Origin of the sequence: Empedobacter sp. UBA2044 (assembly GCF_002333005.1) — a bacterium.
Lineage (GTDB): Bacteria > Bacteroidota > Bacteroidia > Flavobacteriales > Weeksellaceae > Empedobacter > Empedobacter falsenii_B.
The window spans coordinates 1-18,301 of the sequence record NZ_DDBA01000043.1 but is presented as its reverse complement, the minus strand read 5'-3'; the positions used below and the strand labels follow the sequence as shown (position 1 = coordinate 18,301).

Genomic DNA, 18,301 nt, shown 5'->3' with positions numbered 1-18,301 from the left:
GATGAGAATAAAATCTACAATTTAAGCCATTAAATATTGAGTTTATTTGTGCTATCAAAAAATAAAACATGAATATTTTTAAAAAGAATTACAACAAGCATTTTTGTATTATTGGTTGGATTAACACTTTTTAGTTGTAACAATGATGATGATTCAGGAATTACAGAGCAATTAACGCCAAGCGAAATTTTATCCTTTACTTCTTGGGAAACAACTAATGCTTTGAACAATAAAGGACAAAATGTAGCCTTAACAGACACTAATGTTTCTAATTTTGTAGGTTATACCTATTTCAAAAAAGATGATACATTTACTATGTTCAATTTAGATGATACGCCAAAAATGAAAGGAGATTGGTCTGTTTCTGAAGAAGGAAAAACAAGAACAATCGTTGCTAAAAATGATGCAGTAGAAGTTTTGTTTACACGAATTGTTGACATTACAGTTTTAACAAAACAAGAATTTACTTACAGAATTTATCCGTCTAATGATGATAAATCTGTTTATTTCTATATCGTACATACGCCTAAAGCTCACAAAGAGCCAACAAAATAGTGTCACATCAATATCATCCAAATATTTAAATTTAAAAAGCTAAGCGTCAATTGACACTTAGCTTTTTTTGTTATTATTTCACAAATTTATATTCAACATTATTCCAAAAAACATAAGCTCCTTCTTGTTTTAAACTTTCAGGCTTATCTATAATTCTTGGAAAAATATTGTCTTTTGTAATTTTTCCAAAAGAAGAACTTTTACCAGAAGCAGAACTTCCATTTTCAGGATCTACAACAGCATAAGACTCAAAATGTTTGAACAAATAAAATGAATTTGTTGTTTTATCAATTCGACCCAACAATATTTTTCTTGAACCGTCAGTAGCATACAGATTATTTTCTTCTATAGTTGATTTAAATTTAGACGTTTTCAATTCTTCATTGATTATAATCGAATCTTTTTTCAATTCAATAGATTTGACAGAAGGATCTTCGTAAAGCGTCCACGTTTTCTTGAAAAAAGCTTCTGCTTCTACCGGATAATCTTTTCCGTTTATTCCTTTGTAATAGTATGCATCTAAAATTGAAACATTTTTATCGAATTTGAAAATTTCAGTTTCCGTTGGTTGAGGATTCGTAGGCTGTTCTTTGACTGGAGTTGTCACTTCGTCTTCTTGACAAGAAAAGATTACAAAAGCAGCAAAAAAAGGTAATAACTTTTTCATGTATGATTATTATTTATACTAAACAACCTCAAATCTATTCAAAAAGTATAAAATCTATGTTAAATATTCTTTGTTTCAAGCCAATTCTAACAAAAGTCATTAAATACAAAATCAACAACCTCATTATATTTACAGAAACAAAAACAACATGAAAGCAATTTTATTTGCCTTATTTCTATTATTGAATACTACAATTTTTGCTCAATCTCTTGAAATAAAATCGCCGAATAAACTTCCTAAAAATGATCAACGTACAAAGATATTTTTGGGCGGAACAATTGATATGAGAAATTCTGAAGATTGGCAAGCGAAGGTTTCAAAAGAATTGAAAAATGAAAAAGTCATCTTGCTAAATCCTCGTCGTGATGATTGGAATACCGCTTGGAAGCCTGTGAAAGAAGAGCCCGAATTTCGCAAACAAGTGGAATGGGAGTTGAATGCATTAGAAAATGCAGACTATATTATTATGTTTTTTGGAAAAGATTCTAAAAGTCCGATTAGTTTGTTAGAAATGGGATTGTATGCAAAAAGTGGAAAACTTTTGGTGATTTGTCCAGATGGTTTTTGGCGAAAAGGAAATGTTGATATTACGGCAGAAAAATATGGTGTAAAACAATTTGATTCGATAGAAAATGTGTTAGATTATTTAAAAAATATTCTAAAATAATTAATTATAAGAGAGAGAATTAAGTTTTGAATCGAAAGGTTTAACATATAATTTTATTTCTCAAAATCTTATTTTAAAAATTTATGTTTTAGCTTTGAAACCGCTTTAATAGTAAGTTTTACAGATTATGAAACATAATGATTTGGAAATTAATCGGTTGATTGAACGATTAGAATCTTTAGGAATTTTGGTCGAAAAAATCGAGAGTTCTGGTTTTGGTAGCATGTTAAATTTTGAAATGATTTATCAACTTCCTGAACAAAATATTTCTAACGCTATCAATTTTAGACGTTTTGATATACAAGATGTTTATCTTTATTTCAAAGAGGCTGTTAATCAAAAAGGAGATTTACTTTTTATAGAATAAACGAAAAATGCTCAAGAATTTGAGCATTTTTTTATTTCAATTTTTGTAAGTCATTAACTGTATAAAACTTCATATCATTATTCTTCACAAACTTGCAAATCTCTTCTAAGGTTTTAAATTCAGTTTCATAATTATTAATTGCTTTTGCAACTGTTTTATGCGCGTAAAAAATGACTATCTTATTGTTATCCTTTGCATATTGCAACAACGAAATATAATAAGGCACATTAAAATGCTCGTAACTATTATCGATTCCTAAACCAAAAAATAACGGTTTATTTTGATAATAACAGTTCTGAAAATTAGGCGCTTCGTTTCCATAAGTTGTTCCTCTTAAGGTTTTAAAATGATTGAAAAGTAATTGACCCGATTCTACACTTCGATCGCCATAAGGATAAGAAAAATCGGTTACATCAAAACCTTTGTTTTTCATCAAACTTAGCATTGGAGCGATTTCTTTTTCAATAAATTCTTTTCCTCCAAATTCTTTTATATACTTTGTTGTATATACATGAATTAAACCATCCGCAGCAATCTCATTTCCGTTTTGTTGCAGATAAGTTAACTCACGAATTTGACTCTCCGAAAGCTTATCAAAATGCGTTACATAAAACGTTCCTTTCCAATTGTATTGTTTCAATTTTAAATTCGCATTGAACCATTCGTCCACATAATCATCATCAAATGTAAGCACCACTCCTCCTCTATTTGTAGATTTTTTTGTTTCTTTTATCGCATCTTATTCGTGTGTACAGCTATTCAACACAAAAATTGAAATCAGACAAACAAAATAATAGTTGAGTTTTAGCATTCTTTATCAGTAAGTTTTAGTAGTTAAATATATCGAAAAAGCAACTATTAAAATCAGAAATTTTTAAAATTAAGCAAATTTTAATTTTAGATGATTTTGAAGTTTTAAAAAAAAACCACTCAAAATTGAGTGGTTTAGAAAATACTATATTGTAATTTATATCTGCTGATACATAAAGTTTTCACCTAGATAAACGCGACGAACATCTTCATCATTTGCTAATTCTTCTGGCGAACCTTCTTTCAAGATTTTACCTTCGAACATAATATATGTTTTATCGGTAATTGCAAGCGTTTGCGATACATTATGATCGGTAATTAAGATTCCGATATTTTTATCTTTTAACGAACGTACAATTTTCTGAATATCCTCAACCGCAATAGGGTCAACTCCAGCAAAAGGCTCATCTAATAAAATAAAATTAGGTTCTGTTGCCAAACAACGTGCTATTTCGCAACGACGACGCTCACCTCCAGAAAGTAAATCACCACGATTTTTACGAACATGCTCTAACGAGAACTCTTCAATCAAAGCATCTGTGCGCATTTGTTGCTCTTTTTTGGAATGTTTCGTGAATTGTAAAACTGATTTGATATTATCTTCTACAGAAAGTTTACGAAAAACAGAGGCTTCTTGCGCCAAATATCCAATACCTTTTTGCGCGCGTTTGTACATCGCATCGTTTGTGATATCTTGTTTATCCAAAAAAACTTTTCCTTGCGTAGCCTTTACCAAACCAACAATCATGTAGAAAGAAGTCGTTTTACCAGCACCATTTGGTCCTAATAATCCAATAATTTCTCCTTGTTCTACTTGAAAAGACACATTTTTTACGACATGTTTTTTACCGTAATCTTTTACTAAATTCTGACCTTTTAATACAATTCCCATATCGCTTCAAAGATAGGATTTTTGTTATTTAATCGAGTTAATAATATCATATTTTGTGATGATATGATATTTTCCGTTTTCTAATTCTATTAAAACAGCTTGATTATCCTTTGTAATTAACTTCGAAACTTCTTCGATAGATGTTCCTGCTTTTACGACTGGATATGGTTTTCCCATTATTTCGTGAACAGGTTTTTCAGCAACATTTCTATCTTCTAAAAATGCTTGAAACAAATCTGATTCATCCAAAGAACCAACAATTCCATTCACGTCCATTACTGGAATTTGAGAAATTTTGAAACGACGCATACGATCAATTGCATGAGAAGCCAATTCCTCTGTACGAACCGTAACCAAAGGTTTATCAACATGTTCTTTGATTAAATCGACAGCTGTTTTGATTTCTTCGTCCAAATATCCTCTGTCACGCATCCAATCATCGTTAAAGATTTTTCCTACATAACGAGAACCTGAATCGTGGAATAAAACTACTACAACATCATCTGGTCCGAATTCGTCCTTCATTTGCAACAATCCTTTGATCGCTGATCCCGAAGACATTCCAACAAACAAACCTTCTTCTAAAGCTAAACGACGCGTATAAACCGCTGCATCTTTATCAGTCACTTTTGTAAATCCATCAATAATATCAAAATCTACGTTTTCTGGTAAAATATCTTCACCAATTCCTTCTGTTACATAAGAATACACTTCATTTTCGTCGAAGATTCCTGTTTCTTTATATTTTTTGAAAACTGATCCATACGTATCAACTCCCCAAATTTTAATATTAGGATTTTTTTCTTTCAAGTATTTCCCAACTCCTGAAATTGTTCCTCCAGTTCCAACACCAACAATAAAATGCGTTACTTTTCCTTCTGTTTGTTCCCAAATTTCTGGTCCAGTTTGCTCATAATTCGCAATTGCATTTGATGGATTATCATACTGATTGACATACCAACCATTCGGTGTTTCTTGAGCCAAACGTTTAGAAACTGAATAATAAGAACGTGGATCATCTGGCTCAACATCCGTAGGACAAACCACAACTTTTGCACCAACAGCGCGCAAAATATCCATTTTCTCTTTCGATTGTTTGTCTGTAATCACACAAATTAATTTGTAACCTTTGATCACAGCAGCCAAAGCCAATCCCATTCCTGTGTTACCAGAAGTACCTTCGATAATTGTACCTCCTGGAACTAAACGACCATCTTTTTCGGCATCTTCAACCATTTTTAACGCCATACGATCTTTACAAGAATGACCAGGGTTAAAATATTCAACTTTTGCTAAAACTGTACATGGTAAATCCTTTGTAATCTTATTAATTTTAACCAAAGGTGTATTCCCAATCGTTTCTAATATATTGTTTGCGAATTTCATTTTTTTCTAACTTTTAAATTAAAACATTAAATTTTATCTAAAATTAATAGCTTTTGCAGGTGTAATTTTAGATATCATATACGAAGGCAAAAGTAATACAATTGCACAAACTAATAACGCTCCTGCATTTAATAAAACAATTGTGCCAAAGTCTAAATAGACTGGAGCTGTTGATAAATAATAGTTTTCTGCTGGAAGTTTTATAATTCCGAAATATTTCTGAATGAATAATAATCCAAGTCCAATTACATTTCCAGCAATTAATCCTGGTAACATGATAAATAATGCGTAATTGATGAATAATTTTCGGATTCGCCAATTTGTCGCACCAAATGCTTTTAAAATTCCGATTGAATGTGTTCGTTCTAAAATTAATATCAATAAAACCATCACCATATTAATCACCACCACAAAAAGCATGATAAAAAGAATAATGACAATATTTTTGTCGAAAATCGAAATCCAATCATTAATCTGAGCAAAAGATGCTGTTGCTGATTCTGCATACAAATTATATGGAATATTTTCTTGCACACGCTTTGCAACTGGATCAATATTTTCGACATCATTTACAAATAGTTCGAAACCACCAACAGTTGTCGAATCCCAACGATTAAGGCGTTGCACATGCTTGATATCACCAAACATAATTTGATCGTCAAAATTTTTGATATCAGTTTTGAACAATCCAGAAATGGTAAATCGACGATAAATAGGCTTTGTATCTTCTTGAATAAAATACATCACAAACGAACTATCAACATCCAATTTCATTTCGTCCGCAATCTTTTTAGATAATAAAACCTCATCCATTATCGAATCTTTATTGATTCGAGGAAAATGTCCTTTTACCATAAATTTTTCGAAACGAACCGAATCATAATCTGTTCCAACTCCTTTGAACACCACACCACTAAAGTTTTCATCCGTTCGGATAACACCACTTTTATTGGCAATTGCTTGTACATGTTCTATTTCTGGAATCGATTTAAACTTTGGATAAAAAGCTTGATGAAGTGATAATGAATCGGAATTTAATGACGTATTACTATTATAGTTTCTAATCGTAATATGACCATTAAAATCGGCCAATTTTTCTTTGATTGCCATTCTTGCTCCAACACCAGTCGAAATTGTCACCAAAGAAACAATCAACCCTAATGCTACCGCAATTTGACCTACTCGAATAATAATACTCGATAAGTTATTTTTAGTATTTTTACCAAGCGCAATTTTTTTTGAAAACCACCAAGAAAAACTCAAATTATATATTTTTTATAAGATTAAAACTAACTTTAGGCTTTAAATTCGTCTAAATTCAAATGATTCAAAACGAAATGAAAAACTTTGTCAAATATACATCAATTGGTTTACTTAGTTCAGTTATTTTTTTCGGCTTTTCTACTCCAATTTTAGCTCAAAATAATACATCAAAAACGATAGATAATCATTCAACTATTCTTGTTGGAGCAGAAAATACAACGCAATATCTTTCGAAACTAAAAGGTAAAAAAGTTGGTTTAATTTCAAATCAAACAGGAATTGCTACAATTAATGGAACAACGATGCATACAGTTGATTTGTTGTTAAAAAACAACATAAATGTTATAAAATTATATTCTCCTGAACATGGTTTTCGTGGTGATGCTGATGCTGGAGCGAAAGTAAAATCTGGTGTTGATTCTAAAACAGGCTTGCCGATTGTTTCGCTTTATGGCGACAATAAAAAACCAAAAGCAAATCAAATTTCGGATGTTGATGTTTTGATTTTTGACATGCAAGATGTTGGTGCTCGTTTCTATACTTATATTTCCACTTTGCATTATGTAATGGAGGCTGCAGCTGAGAATGGTAAAAAAGTAATTGTATTGGACAGACCAAATCCGAACGGACATTATGTAGACGGACCAGTGATGAAAAATGAATATAAATCGTTTGTTGGTATGCACAATGTTCCGATTGTTTATGGAATGACGATTGGCGAATATGCACAAATGATAAACGGTGAAGGTTGGCTAGCAAATGGTGTAAAAGCAGATTTGGAAATTATTCCACTTATCAATTATACCCATCAATCCAAGTATAATTTACCAGTAAAACCATCACCAAATTTACCAAATGCTCATGCGATCAATTTGTATCCAAGTACATGTTTGTTTGAAGGAACAAACGTCAACGAAGGTCGTGGAACAGATATTCAGTTTCAAGTTTATGGTTCACCATTCCTAAAAAATATGCCTTATCAATATACGCCAACTTCAAAACCTGGTGCAACAAGTCCAAAATTCAAAGATGAAGTTTGTTACGGTGAAGATTTATCGAATGTTCCGTATCAATCTGCCATCAATTTAAAATGGCTTATTAATGCGTATAAAAACAATACGAAACAACCTTTTTGGACGATGAATGGTAAAAAGTTGTGGATTGATCAACTTTCTGGAACTGATGAATTGCGCAAACAAATAGAAGCAGGTTTATCAGAAGAAGAAATAAAAGCAACTTGGCAAAAAGATTTGGAAGCTTTCAAGAAAATAAGAACAAAATATTTGATTTATAAGGATTAAATTAATGCAAGTTAAAAGAAGCGTTCTTCAGAAGCTGTCTACAAATGAATTAAATTCTTATATCAAAGATGATTCTAGATTTGTTCCTGAAGCAATAAAAATAGCTTTCGAAATTTTAAAAAATGAACGAAATGTTCAGTTTTCTGAAATTGAAACAACTCGAATTAAAAATTTAATTTCATCTAAAATTATTTATCATGAAAAAGAAAAAAAGAAAAATTCTTTCGAACCAAATTTAGTTGAAGACATTGAGGAGAATAATGAAGTTCCAAAACTTCATACTAAAACTGAAATTGTTTTTCATTCAAGCGTATTTTTTTCTTTTATTGGAGCTGTATTATTCTATAAAAATCTAAAAAAAATTAAAGACATTATGCTCTTTCATTATGTCATTTTAGTTCTTTTTAGCCTTTTAATGTTAGTTTTTGATTATTATTTGTACGAATATATAGTTAATCATCAAGAAGAATTATCACATATTAAATACAAACGTTTTGGTAATTTCGGGATATTTATAACAATTCGTGGAATAGCAAATTTCATTCTTATTAGTTTAATATGGAATTACTTTTTTGGAAAAGATTTTAAGTATAGGGAATTAAAATAATTAAAAACGGAAGCCAAATTTGACTTCCGTTTTATATGTTTTAGAATGATTATTTTTCTCCTACAACAGCAGAAATAGATTCGCCTAATTCTTTTACTTTTTCATATAATTTTGTTGAACCTTTTTCAAATTCAATTGTAATTTTTCCTTCTCTTGCTTTTATTTCTAAGGAATCTCCTTCTCTCCAAACGTAATTTTTTCCTTCAGTCACTGGTTTTCCAAATACTTTTCCGATTTCTTTGATTGCATTTGCCGACTTTGGTTTATCAAAAATTGCTGAGTATGAATATACTTCGTTGCTATCACTCACACTAACTGAAACATTAGAATGAGTTGTTGAACTTGAATTTTTGCTAACTGATTGTGATTTAGCTGTTTGTCCGTTACAAGCAAAAGCTATTAAAGTTATTGCGATAAATAATGTCTTTTTCATATTTTTATTTTTTTATAAAATTCTGAAAAAGATTAATTTGCATTGGTTAATGAACGGTTAACGAAGCGTTAACACAAAACGAGCTACAAAATAATTGTAGCTCGTTTTTAAGTATTAAATTTATTTATATTTTTTGTCGCAAGAATTTTATCTCCAAGATTTTTAATTTTATCTACAATTTCTTGATTATCTGTACTTTTTTGAATCTCCATTTTAAGTGAATTATCATTCAAAATAATTTCAAAACTTCCTCGTCCAGTCCAGATATAACCAGATTCTTCCAAAATTCCTTCACCAAATTCTTTCTCGATTGTTTTCTTTATAATCTCTTTTTTATCCGAATTAAAAGTTCCTTTCATCGAGTAATAAGACTCCGTATTATTCGCTCTCAATTGTGCAAAAACTGCAAACGTTAATAACATTAAGAACAAGCTTAAATATTTTTTCATTTAAGGTCTATTATTTAAGATAAATATATGAAATTTTTCAGCAAAAAACATTTTATAATTCGTTTAATATTTCAATAGTTAAGAATTCTCCAGTCATCGAATCAAAAGAAAATAAACAGTTTAGACGACTATAATCATTTGCCAAACGATTTGGATCATTATTAATAATTCTTTGATAATCATTATTTTTACGAATCTGAGTTTCATCAACATTTCTATTCAAATCAAAAATATTTTGACCTTCATAAACCTTACAAATTGGATTTGGAGAAAGATAAAATTTAATCGAAACAATCATTTCATCAACAATTTTCACCGAAATACCTTTTTCTTTGTACAACACAATTTTTCCTTGAGGAATATTTTGCTCTGAAATGTCAGATTCAAATTCATTTTGAAATGATTGAAATAATTCGTCATTCACCGATTTTCCGATCAAAGAAAAATACTGATTTGGATTGGCTTGAAATAAGTTTGTCATATTTTATAGAATTGATTTCATAAAAAAACCTTTCCAAAAATAGAAAGGTTTTGATTAATTATTGATTTAAAAATCTTAGTTTTCTTTCAAATAAACTCCATCAGCCTCAAAATTATATTGCAACTGAGGTTTTGTAATTTTCGCAATTTCTTCTTTCGATTGTCCTGCATCTTCTGCATAATGGCGCAATTTCTCAACAGAAATTTCACTAACAAAAGCTTTTCCGTGCACGACAACATTCGCTTTTTCACCATCTAAAGGCATAAAAAATCCATAATCTTTGAAACGTACAAATGATTGTTCTTCGCCTTTTCCAAGATCAACTTTCATCCAACAACCTTTCTTTTTGCAAACAGATTCTATCGTCGAAATAAACTGAACATTTTCCAAAGAATCACCACTTTTCATGTTATCATATAACTTCCCAAGCTCGTTTTTCGTCAATGTATTTTTGATATCAAACGATTCTCCATACACTTGATATGCGTATAAATCTTCTATTTTAGCCGTTCCGTTATCTAAAATTTTTGATTGAGATTTAGAAGCTTTTTCAGTTTTAACCTTGTTTTCTTTTTTCGTTTGAGCATTAGTTGTCAACGCAAAAGATGTTAAGGCACAAAAAGTTAATATATATTTTTTCATGTTAATCTTATTTAGTTCAAATTTAAATAATTATTCATCAATAATTTAATATTTGGATAAGAATTTTCTAATAACTCAGGAATTTCATTCTCTTTTTTCCATTCAACCGACTCAATTCCTTCTTCAGTTTGTGGCAAAGGCAATTCAACACCGTCATAAAAAACTTCGAACCAAAATGTTTCTTTGATAATATATTCTCTCAAAAAATAAATGTGAAAAGTTGGCATCAAAAATCGTTTCAACTCCAAATTTGTCAAACTACATTCTTCTTCAATTTCTCGAATTGCAGATTCTTCTCTCGATTCTCCTTTCTCCATTTTACCTTTTGGCAAATCCCATTTCCCAAGTCTGAAAATGAACAAATAATCGTCTTGCGGATTACGAACAATTCCGCCCGCGGCTTGAATATGTTTGTAATATTTTAAGAATTTCGTCCAAACAACATCAATATCTTCACTAAAAATATTGACTAAAGCGGCTGCTTTTGATGATAATAAATGAAAAGATTCATCAAATTGAGCTTCATTTTGAAACAAAATATTTTTTGCTTCTGGATTAGATTGGTTGCTGAAAGTTAACAAACTTTCATTAAAAAAAACTTTGTACATTTGAACGATTTGTTACAAATTTATAAAAAACTCACAAGGATATGAAGGTAAATACAAATAAAGTCCGTTTTGCAAAAAATCAACAAGAAGCATACACTTTTTTGTTGGATATGAAGAATTATGAGCAATTGATGCCAGAGGACACAAAATCGTTTGAAATTCACGAATCTGGAAAAGGATTTACAGTTGGTGTTGGTGCTTTACCAAAGGTTGGAATGCGTTTGAAAGAGACAGTTGAGCCATCGAAAATTGTTTTCGAATCTCCTGCACCTGCTTTTGAATATACTTTGACAATTTCTATTGATGCAGTTGACGATAATTCATCTGATGTTACGTTAGATTTTGATGGAAATTTCAATATGATGATCGAAATGATGGCAAAAAAACCATTGACATCTTTCATTGAAACTATTGCAGAAAATTTAGGAAAAATAGGGTAAAACCATTTTTTCGGTAAATAAAATTTCTAAAACTGTTAAATAAACTTTATATTTTAAAGTTATTTAGCAGTTTTTTTATCTAAATTATTTTTTATGAAACACTTTTACTCAAAAATAATTCTCCTACTCTTTTTTACTTTTACACTAAATAGTTTTTTATTTGGTCAATATATTCAGGTAGATACATCTTTACCGAAAGAAGAATTAATTGATAAATTTATTGGAACAAACACAGGTTGTATTACTATTTCCAATATTAATATTTCTGGCTACAATAGAGCTTATGATGAAATAAGCTATGGTTATTTTACAAAAGGAACTAGTAGTTTTGATCTTTCTGAAGGAATTATTTTATCTACAGGGAAAGCAAAAGATGCTGAAGGTCCAAATTCATCTTTGCAAGATTTTTGGGGAAGTAATTGGGGAGGAGATCAAGATTTGATTGATATTTTGATAAAATCTAATTTACCTCATGATTATATTTTAAATGCAACTTATCTTGAATTTGATTTTATATCAAATCTAACAACAGATCAGATTAGTTTCGAATATATGTTTCTTTCAGAAGAATATCAATCAAGTAATTGCCAATACTCTGATGCTTTTGCCTTCTTAATCAAAAAAGCAGATAATTCTGAACCTTATCAAAATATTGCATTAGTTCCAAATACAACCATTCCTGTAACTTCATTAACCATAAATGGCGCAAGAGATTGTCCTCGAAACATATCGTATTTTGGAAGTTTTAATTCTGCAAATAATCCAACGAATTTCAATGGACAAACAAAAGTTTTGAAAACAAATGCGCAAATAGAAGCTGGTACAAAATATCATATCAAATTGGTAATTGCTGATCATGGAGATTCAAAAGGTCGTTATGATTCTGCTGTTTTCTTGAAAGCTGGAAGTTTTATAGGTTCAAAAAGTTTAGGTTCTGATGTTGTATTATGTCCTGGAACATCTGAAACAATAGATGCGACAACGACAAATGCTACAACCTATAAATGGTACAAAGATGGTGTGGAAATTAGTGGTGAAACAAATGCAACATTAGTGGTAGATGAAACAGGTTATTACGAAGTAGAAATCACATTGAATACTGGTTGTTCTTTGAAAGGTCACATTAATGTTTCTGTACAAGAAGAACCTCAAATATATCAAGATCGTTTTTCTATTTGTGATGATGATTTAGATGGAAAAACACAAATAAATTTAGACGAATATACTGATCGAATTGTAGAAGATTATTATTCTGCTCATCAAGTGAAATATTTTGAAACGGAACAAGATGCTAAAGATAATATTCCTGCTGAAATAACGAATTTCGAATTAAATGAAATTCAGACATCTAAAGAAGTTTGGATTCGTGTCCAAATCGGAACTTGTAAGCCTGTTATTAAAGAAATTACTTTTACATTAAATCATTTAAGTGTTGCAAACGTAATTCCTCCAATAGAAATTTGTGATGAGAATTTAAGCAATGATGAAGAAATTGTTTTATCCGATTATGTTGATGACTTGGTTACAAATCTTGAAGGCTCACCGACATATTACTTAAATGAAATTGATGCTAAAAATAAAAAAAATAATATCAACACAACACAAATTATAAATTCAGATCAAACATTTTGGGTAAGATTTAAACAAAATGGATTATGCGAAAACGTTGCTCCATTGCATTTTATTTTCAAACAATCTGGAAAATCATCAACCTTAAAAGATCTTACAATTTGCAAAGGAACAACAACGACTTTAGACGCAGGTCCAGGATTTAAAACTTACGAATGGTTACATAATGGCGACAAAAATCAATCAATTACAAATGTTCCTGTTGGAACTTATTATGTGAAATTAGGATTGAATGGTTGTTTTTATACACAAGAAGTAAAAGTTATTGAAGCCGAAGATCCAACTATTCAATCTATCGAAATTCAAGGTTCTACGGTGACCATAAAAGTCACTGGATCTACGCTTCCATATCTGTATTCATTGGATAACGGCACTTTTCAATCTTCCAATATCTTCACAAACGTAACTTTAGGAACTCATACAATTTCTGTGAAATCTGCAGCTAATTGTTCGCCTATTTCGAAAGAATTTTCGCTGATTAAACTAATCAATTTTATTTCTCCAAATGGTGATGGTAAAAATGATGTGTTGGATTATTCGCAATTAAAAAGTAAAATCAATCCGAAATTTATCATTTATAATCGAAAAGGAAAATTATTATTTACTGGTTCGGAAGCAAACAATTATACATGGGATGGAAAACTGAATGGAAAAGCGCTACCTTCCGATAGTTATTGGTATATTATCGAATGGACTGAACCAAATTCAACTCAAACTCAAAAATTTGAAGATTGGATTTTATTAAAAAGTACTTATTAATGAATAATTGGATAAATTTTCCTAAAAAGGATTTGATGCTCGAAATTTATTTTTCTGAACAAAATATGGAGGACAAAACTTTATTATTTTGGAATCAAATTAAAATTTCTCCTGAAATATGGAAATGTGATGATGTTATTGAGGATAATTTTTGGGTAGTTGCTGTATACGAAAATTATTTGATTTGGTACAATGATATTGAAGAAGGTTTTAATGTTTCAAGATTCAAAATTAAAGGTGAAATAGTAGAATATAACGCTTCTAAAGATGAATTAAATTTCGCAATTGAAGCGCTTAAAAATAAAATCGAATCTATTTAAAACAAAAAACCAGAAGATTAACTTCTGGTTTTATTGTGATATATAATTTCAAATGATTAGCTCATTGATTTTTCGAAGCGTTTACGATCTACTTCTTTTAAGTGAATTTTACGTAAACGGATGAAATTTGGAGTTACCTCGATACATTCATCAGCTTGGATATATTCCATACATTCTTCCAAAGTCATTTCTGTTTTTGGAGCGATAGAAGATGAATCATCTTTACCAGCTGCACGGATATTGTTTAATTTTTTAGCTTCAACAACATTTACTACTAAATCATTGTTACGAGAATGCTCTCCGATAATCATTCCTTCGTAAACTTCTTCACCTGGCTCGATAAAGAATTTTCCACGATCTTGTAATTTATCAATAGAATAAGGAGTTGATGTACCTTGATCTTTCGAAATAATTACACCTGCAGAACGACCAGCGATTGCTCCTTTGAATGGTTTATATTCTAAGAAAGTGTGTGCCATTACAGCTTCACCAGCAGTAGAAGTTAACATTTGAGAACGTAATCCGATTAATCCACGAGATGGAATTTCGAATTCTAAGTGTTGCATTCCTTCTTTCGCCTCCATAACTAATAAATCACCCTTACGTTGAGTTACTAAGTCGATTGCTTTAGAAGAATAATCATCTGGAACATCAATTACTAATGTTTCATATGGTTCACATTTTACACCATCAATATCTTTTAAGATTACTTGTGGTTGTCCAACTGTTAACTCATAACCTTCGCGACGCATCGTTTCGATTAATACAGATAAGTGCATGATACCACGTCCGTAAACTAATTGTGTATTAGAATCTTCTGTTGGTTCTACACGTAAAGCTAAGTTACGCTCTAACTCATCTTCTAAACGTTCTACTAAGTGACGAGAAGTAACAAATTTACCATCTTTACCAAAGAATGGAGAGTTGTTAATTCCGAAAGACATATTCATTGTAGGCTCATCGATATGCATAACTGGTAATGCTTCTGGATTTTCTGGATCTGCAATTGTATCTCCAATTTGGAAACCATCGATACCAACAACAGCACAAATATCACCCGCTTTTACCTCAGTAGCTTTTACTTTACCTAAACCAGCAAATGTATATAATTCTTTGATTTTATGTTTTTTGAACGTTCCATCAGGTTTTGTTAAAGCAACCCAATCTCCTTCTTTAATAACACCACGACTTACTTTACCAACTGCGATACGTCCTAAGAATTTAGAATAATCTAAAGATGTAATTTGCATTTGTAAAGAACCTTCATAAGCTTCTGGAGCAGGAACATGTTCAAGAATACCATCCATTAATGGAGAAATATCGTCTACACGTACATTTTCTGTATTGAACCATCCTTGTTTAGATGAACCATAGAACGCTGGGAATTCCAATTGCTCTTCTGTTGCATCTAAGTTGAAGAATAATTCGAAAACTTTGTCATATACCTCATCAGGACGACAGTTTTCTTTATCAACTTTGTTAATTACAACTAATGGTTTTAAACCTAATTCTAATGCTTTACTCAAAACGAAACGCGTTTGAGGCATTGGTCCTTCGAAAGCATCAACTAATAAGATAACCCCATCAGCCATTTTCAATACACGCTCAACTTCTCCACCGAAATCCGCGTGGCCAGGAGTATCAATCACATTGATTTTTACACCTTTGTAATCTACCGAAGCATTTTTAGAAAAGATCGTAATCCCTCTCTCACGCTCGATATCATTGTTATCCATGATTAATTCACCAGACTCTTGGTTTTCTCTAAAAACGTTTCCGCTGTGAAGAATTTTGTCAACCAATGTAGTTTTACCGTGGTCAACGTGTGCGATAATCGCAATATTTCTAATGTTTTGCATCCTTGAAAATTATGGGTGCAAATTTACGACAAATTTATTTTTTATTACTATACTTTTGATTTTATTTAATTTTAGCAATAATTAATTTAGAAAAATTTAATATTACTGAATACTTTTTAGTAAAACGTTGATTTATTTGCAGATTGATTAATGAAAACTATTTTTTCATTGAAAAATTTTAACGATTTCACCTATAATTCTTAATCATAATTATAAAAAACAAAAAAACTGCTACACAAAAGTGTAGCAGTTTTTTCGTGACTCGTCTGAGGCTCGAACTCAGGACCCCGAAATTAAGAGTTTCGTGCTCTACCAGCTAAGCTAACGAGCCTAAATTGATAAACACAACAAACAAAATTTTCTTGGTTTGCTCTGCAAAGTTCTTTCAGAACAAAGGTTTTATCGAGTAAAAACAATTGTATTCTTCAATTTAACCTATAAAGCAAAATGATAATCCTGCTATCCTATTTTCGGATTGAGTTTTAACTCATTCTATCTTAATCAAAATTCTAAATTTTAGCGTCCATATTGTTGATAATTATCGGTTGCATATTTCTCAAAACGCTTTAATAACTCAATATTATCTTTTTCGATTGGCGACAATTTATCCTCAACATTTGTATACAAAGGCACATACCAATCTACATAATCAAAAAATTGACGTGCACCACGATTCGCAAACGAATAGCCATGACGCGCATAAATTGTATTGCGAATAATTTCTAAATCTAACTTATGTAGATTTTTCAATTGTTTCTCCGTCAACTTTTGCGTTGATCCATTTATTTTATAAATTTCATCCGAAGCAGCACGTTGCACATCTACAAAATACTCTTCTCCATCTGATTCGTCATATTTTTTCTTTTTAGAATTCACCCAATCTACATTATCGTATTCATCCGCATACTCTTCATCTACACCATATTTTGGCTGAATTAAAACATTTTTAGGATCATAGTTAAATGTTGTTTTTTTCAAACTAAATTTTCGAGAAAGTACAGGTAAATCTTTTCGTTTCGAAATCCAAGTTCCATAAATTGAATCATCTTTTTCAGAAATATTAAACTTAAATGTTCCATCATATTTTTGATCGCCTGGTTCATTCGCCATCACATAACGTGAGTTTCCTTCTTTCACCAAATCACCTTTAAATGGTCTTATATTTCCCGCCGAAACACTATACCCTTCGACAGTATTATCGTTATTAATCTTCTGAATAACAATACTAATTCGGTTTCGAAGCGACCAATTATCACCTTTATCATAATCAACTGAATCTGCCTCAAAAATTCCAGACCAAAGCCCGATATCTTCTTGCGTTGGCTCGATATGAATCGATGAAATTGTATCATTAATATCATTATTTTTAACAGCATCTTTTTTGTCTTCTTTACAACTAAGAACAACAAGCGTAGTGCAAATAAGTAGTCCTATTTTTTTCATATTTTAGATTGTTTAGTTTTATAAATATAATATTCTACGAGCAATAAATTGGGTACAAATCCCAACCATGCTATAATTTGATAAACATCCATGGGCGCAGGATGAAAAAGATAAACCAAAATCACTTTCCAAGCGCGTAACGTAAGCGCAGAAACAGCCAACGCATAACTACGAAGCATAAAATTTCGGTGCGATTGAATATCTTTCTGCTTAATTTTAACAACTGCAATTGCAGTAAAAATCCACCAAAGAATACCGAGAATTACAAAAGCAGATTGCGCAATTAATTCTCCATTTGCATAAAACCCAATGTAAATTCCACTTGGCGCAGCTAATAAAACAGTGATATAAAAATAAAATTTACCGAGAAGCCGATGAATTTTTCGGATTTGTTGATTGGTAATTTTAATGAACTGAACAATTCCAAAAAACAATGTAAATATTGCTGAATAAACGTGAATGTAAAAAATGAATAAATAACTTGGAATTGTTGTCACCTCATCTTGTTTGATAGCTAGAAATGAAACATCCGACGAAATCGGAATATAACGTAACGTGATTTGTAGCATTAATCCAAAGAAATAAAGCCAAACAAGGAAAAATAGTATTTTCCACCACGAGGTATTTTTTATTGCAGTTGTAAGTTTCAGATTTAGTTGATTTTGAATCTAAAAATACACTTTTTATTGATGATTCGCAATCACTATGTAACGTCCTGAAAAA

21 protein-coding genes and 1 tRNA gene are annotated in these 18,301 nt (G+C 30.7%); 8 read left to right on the top strand and 14 right to left on the bottom strand.

The annotated features are described in order from the left end of the window. Positions 1–111: 111 nt before the first annotated feature. Entirely contained in the window at positions 112–555 is a 444-nt protein-coding gene (locus B4E59_RS07730) for a DUF4822 domain-containing protein (protein ID WP_286494645.1), read from the top strand. A gap of 73 nt (positions 556–628) precedes the next feature. Here B4E59_RS07730 and B4E59_RS07725 read toward each other — a convergent pair whose 3' ends face one another. Further along, the gene (locus tag B4E59_RS07725) at positions 629–1,222 is read right to left on the bottom strand and encodes a hypothetical protein (protein WP_221856011.1); all 594 of its coding nucleotides are present in this window, start codon (positions 1,220–1,222) and stop codon (positions 629–631) included. Positions 1,223–1,370: 148 nt separating this feature from the next. On the opposite strand from B4E59_RS07725, the gene B4E59_RS07720 reads away from it, so the two are divergent. Both B4E59_RS07720 and B4E59_RS07715 read left to right on the top strand, forming a co-directional pair. Next, positions 1,371–1,889 carry a nucleoside 2-deoxyribosyltransferase domain-containing protein gene (locus B4E59_RS07720; protein ID WP_180904942.1) on the top strand — a complete coding sequence of 173 codons (519 nt, stop codon included), beginning with the start codon at positions 1,371–1,373 and terminating at the stop codon, positions 1,887–1,889. Between the two features lie 127 nt (positions 1,890–2,016). Further along, positions 2,017–2,256, top strand: coding sequence for a hypothetical protein (locus B4E59_RS07715; protein WP_038334521.1), 240 nt, complete (start codon positions 2,017–2,019; stop codon positions 2,254–2,256). A gap of 31 nt (positions 2,257–2,287) precedes the next feature. Here the strand turns inward: B4E59_RS07715 and B4E59_RS07710 are convergent, their stop codons facing one another. From B4E59_RS07710 to B4E59_RS07695, 4 genes are all read right to left on the bottom strand, one after another. Continuing rightward, entirely contained in the window at positions 2,288–2,989 is a 702-nt protein-coding gene (locus B4E59_RS07710) for a polysaccharide deacetylase family protein (RefSeq protein WP_280045388.1), read from the bottom strand. Between the two features lie 234 nt (positions 2,990–3,223). Further along, on the bottom strand, positions 3,224–3,952 hold the full coding sequence (gene lptB, locus B4E59_RS07705; RefSeq protein ID WP_125348857.1) for an LPS export ABC transporter ATP-binding protein: 729 nt from the start codon (positions 3,950–3,952) through the stop codon (positions 3,224–3,226). Positions 3,953–3,982: 30 nt separating this feature from the next. Next, the gene (locus B4E59_RS07700) at positions 3,983–5,344 is read right to left on the bottom strand and encodes a pyridoxal-phosphate dependent enzyme (RefSeq protein WP_115001359.1); all 1,362 of its coding nucleotides are present in this window, start codon (positions 5,342–5,344) and stop codon (positions 3,983–3,985) included. A 33-nt stretch (positions 5,345–5,377) separates the two neighbouring features. Continuing rightward, positions 5,378–6,607, bottom strand: a complete 1,230-nt coding sequence (locus B4E59_RS07695) for an ABC transporter permease (protein WP_115001360.1) — start codon at positions 6,605–6,607, stop codon at positions 5,378–5,380. Between the two features lie 74 nt (positions 6,608–6,681). Between B4E59_RS07695 and B4E59_RS07690 the strand changes: the two genes are divergently transcribed. Continuing rightward, complete coding sequence (locus tag B4E59_RS07690; RefSeq protein ID WP_286494646.1) at positions 6,682–7,908, top strand: exo-beta-N-acetylmuramidase NamZ family protein; 1,227 nt, start codon at positions 6,682–6,684, stop codon at positions 7,906–7,908. A 4-nt stretch (positions 7,909–7,912) separates the two neighbouring features. After that, positions 7,913–8,515, top strand: coding sequence for a hypothetical protein (locus B4E59_RS07685; RefSeq protein WP_180904946.1), 603 nt, complete (start codon positions 7,913–7,915; stop codon positions 8,513–8,515). A 49-nt stretch (positions 8,516–8,564) separates the two neighbouring features. On the opposite strand, the gene B4E59_RS07680 is transcribed toward B4E59_RS07685, so the two are convergent. From B4E59_RS07680 to B4E59_RS07660, 5 genes are all read right to left on the bottom strand, one after another. Further along, positions 8,565–8,948 (bottom strand): hypothetical protein, encoded by a 384-nt coding sequence (locus B4E59_RS07680; RefSeq protein ID WP_115001364.1) that lies wholly within the window; start codon positions 8,946–8,948, stop codon positions 8,565–8,567. Positions 8,949–9,055: 107 nt separating this feature from the next. Then, positions 9,056–9,397, bottom strand: a complete 342-nt coding sequence (locus B4E59_RS07675; RefSeq protein ID WP_115001366.1) for a hypothetical protein — start codon at positions 9,395–9,397, stop codon at positions 9,056–9,058. A gap of 52 nt (positions 9,398–9,449) precedes the next feature. Further along, positions 9,450–9,878 carry a chalcone isomerase family protein gene (locus B4E59_RS07670; RefSeq protein ID WP_291052364.1) on the bottom strand — a complete coding sequence of 143 codons (429 nt, stop codon included), beginning with the start codon at positions 9,876–9,878 and terminating at the stop codon, positions 9,450–9,452. Between the two features lie 75 nt (positions 9,879–9,953). Next, entirely contained in the window at positions 9,954–10,520 is a 567-nt protein-coding gene (locus B4E59_RS07665) for a DUF4920 domain-containing protein (RefSeq protein ID WP_291052360.1), read from the bottom strand. 11 nt (positions 10,521–10,531) lie between these two features. Beyond that, positions 10,532–11,128, bottom strand: coding sequence for an NUDIX hydrolase (locus tag B4E59_RS07660; protein ID WP_291052357.1), 597 nt, complete (start codon positions 11,126–11,128; stop codon positions 10,532–10,534). A 41-nt stretch (positions 11,129–11,169) separates the two neighbouring features. Here B4E59_RS07660 and B4E59_RS07655 point away from each other — a divergent pair, with 41 nt between their 5' ends. The 3 genes from B4E59_RS07655 (at position 11,170) to B4E59_RS07645 (ending at position 14,276) form a co-directional block, all read left to right on the top strand. Then, complete coding sequence (locus tag B4E59_RS07655) at positions 11,170–11,568, top strand: hypothetical protein (protein ID WP_286478708.1); 399 nt, start codon at positions 11,170–11,172, stop codon at positions 11,566–11,568. A gap of 93 nt (positions 11,569–11,661) precedes the next feature. Beyond that, positions 11,662–13,956 (top strand): choice-of-anchor L domain-containing protein, encoded by a 2,295-nt coding sequence (locus tag B4E59_RS07650; RefSeq protein WP_291048646.1) that lies wholly within the window; start codon positions 11,662–11,664, stop codon positions 13,954–13,956. Beyond that, positions 13,956–14,276 carry a hypothetical protein gene (locus tag B4E59_RS07645; protein ID WP_180904948.1) on the top strand — a complete coding sequence of 107 codons (321 nt, stop codon included), beginning with the start codon at positions 13,956–13,958 and terminating at the stop codon, positions 14,274–14,276. Before B4E59_RS07650 ends, B4E59_RS07645 begins: the two co-directional genes overlap by 1 nt. 56 nt (positions 14,277–14,332) lie before the next feature. On the opposite strand, the gene typA is transcribed toward B4E59_RS07645, so the two are convergent. The 4 genes from typA to B4E59_RS07625 form a co-directional block, all read right to left on the bottom strand. Continuing rightward, a complete protein-coding gene (gene typA, locus B4E59_RS07640) occupies positions 14,333–16,135 on the bottom strand; it encodes a translational GTPase TypA (protein ID WP_221854374.1) in 1,803 nt (600 codons plus the stop codon). A gap of 258 nt (positions 16,136–16,393) precedes the next feature. After that, positions 16,394–16,466: transfer RNA gene (locus tag B4E59_RS07635), tRNA-Lys, on the bottom strand. A gap of 185 nt (positions 16,467–16,651) precedes the next feature. Then, positions 16,652–17,578, bottom strand: coding sequence for a YARHG domain-containing protein (locus B4E59_RS07630; protein WP_291052352.1), 927 nt, complete (start codon positions 17,576–17,578; stop codon positions 16,652–16,654). Beyond that, positions 17,575–18,147 (bottom strand): DUF2306 domain-containing protein, encoded by a 573-nt coding sequence (locus B4E59_RS07625; protein ID WP_291048655.1) that lies wholly within the window; start codon positions 18,145–18,147, stop codon positions 17,575–17,577. The genes B4E59_RS07630 and B4E59_RS07625 overlap by 4 nt, the downstream gene beginning before the upstream one ends. Positions 18,148–18,301 lie beyond the last annotated feature (154 nt).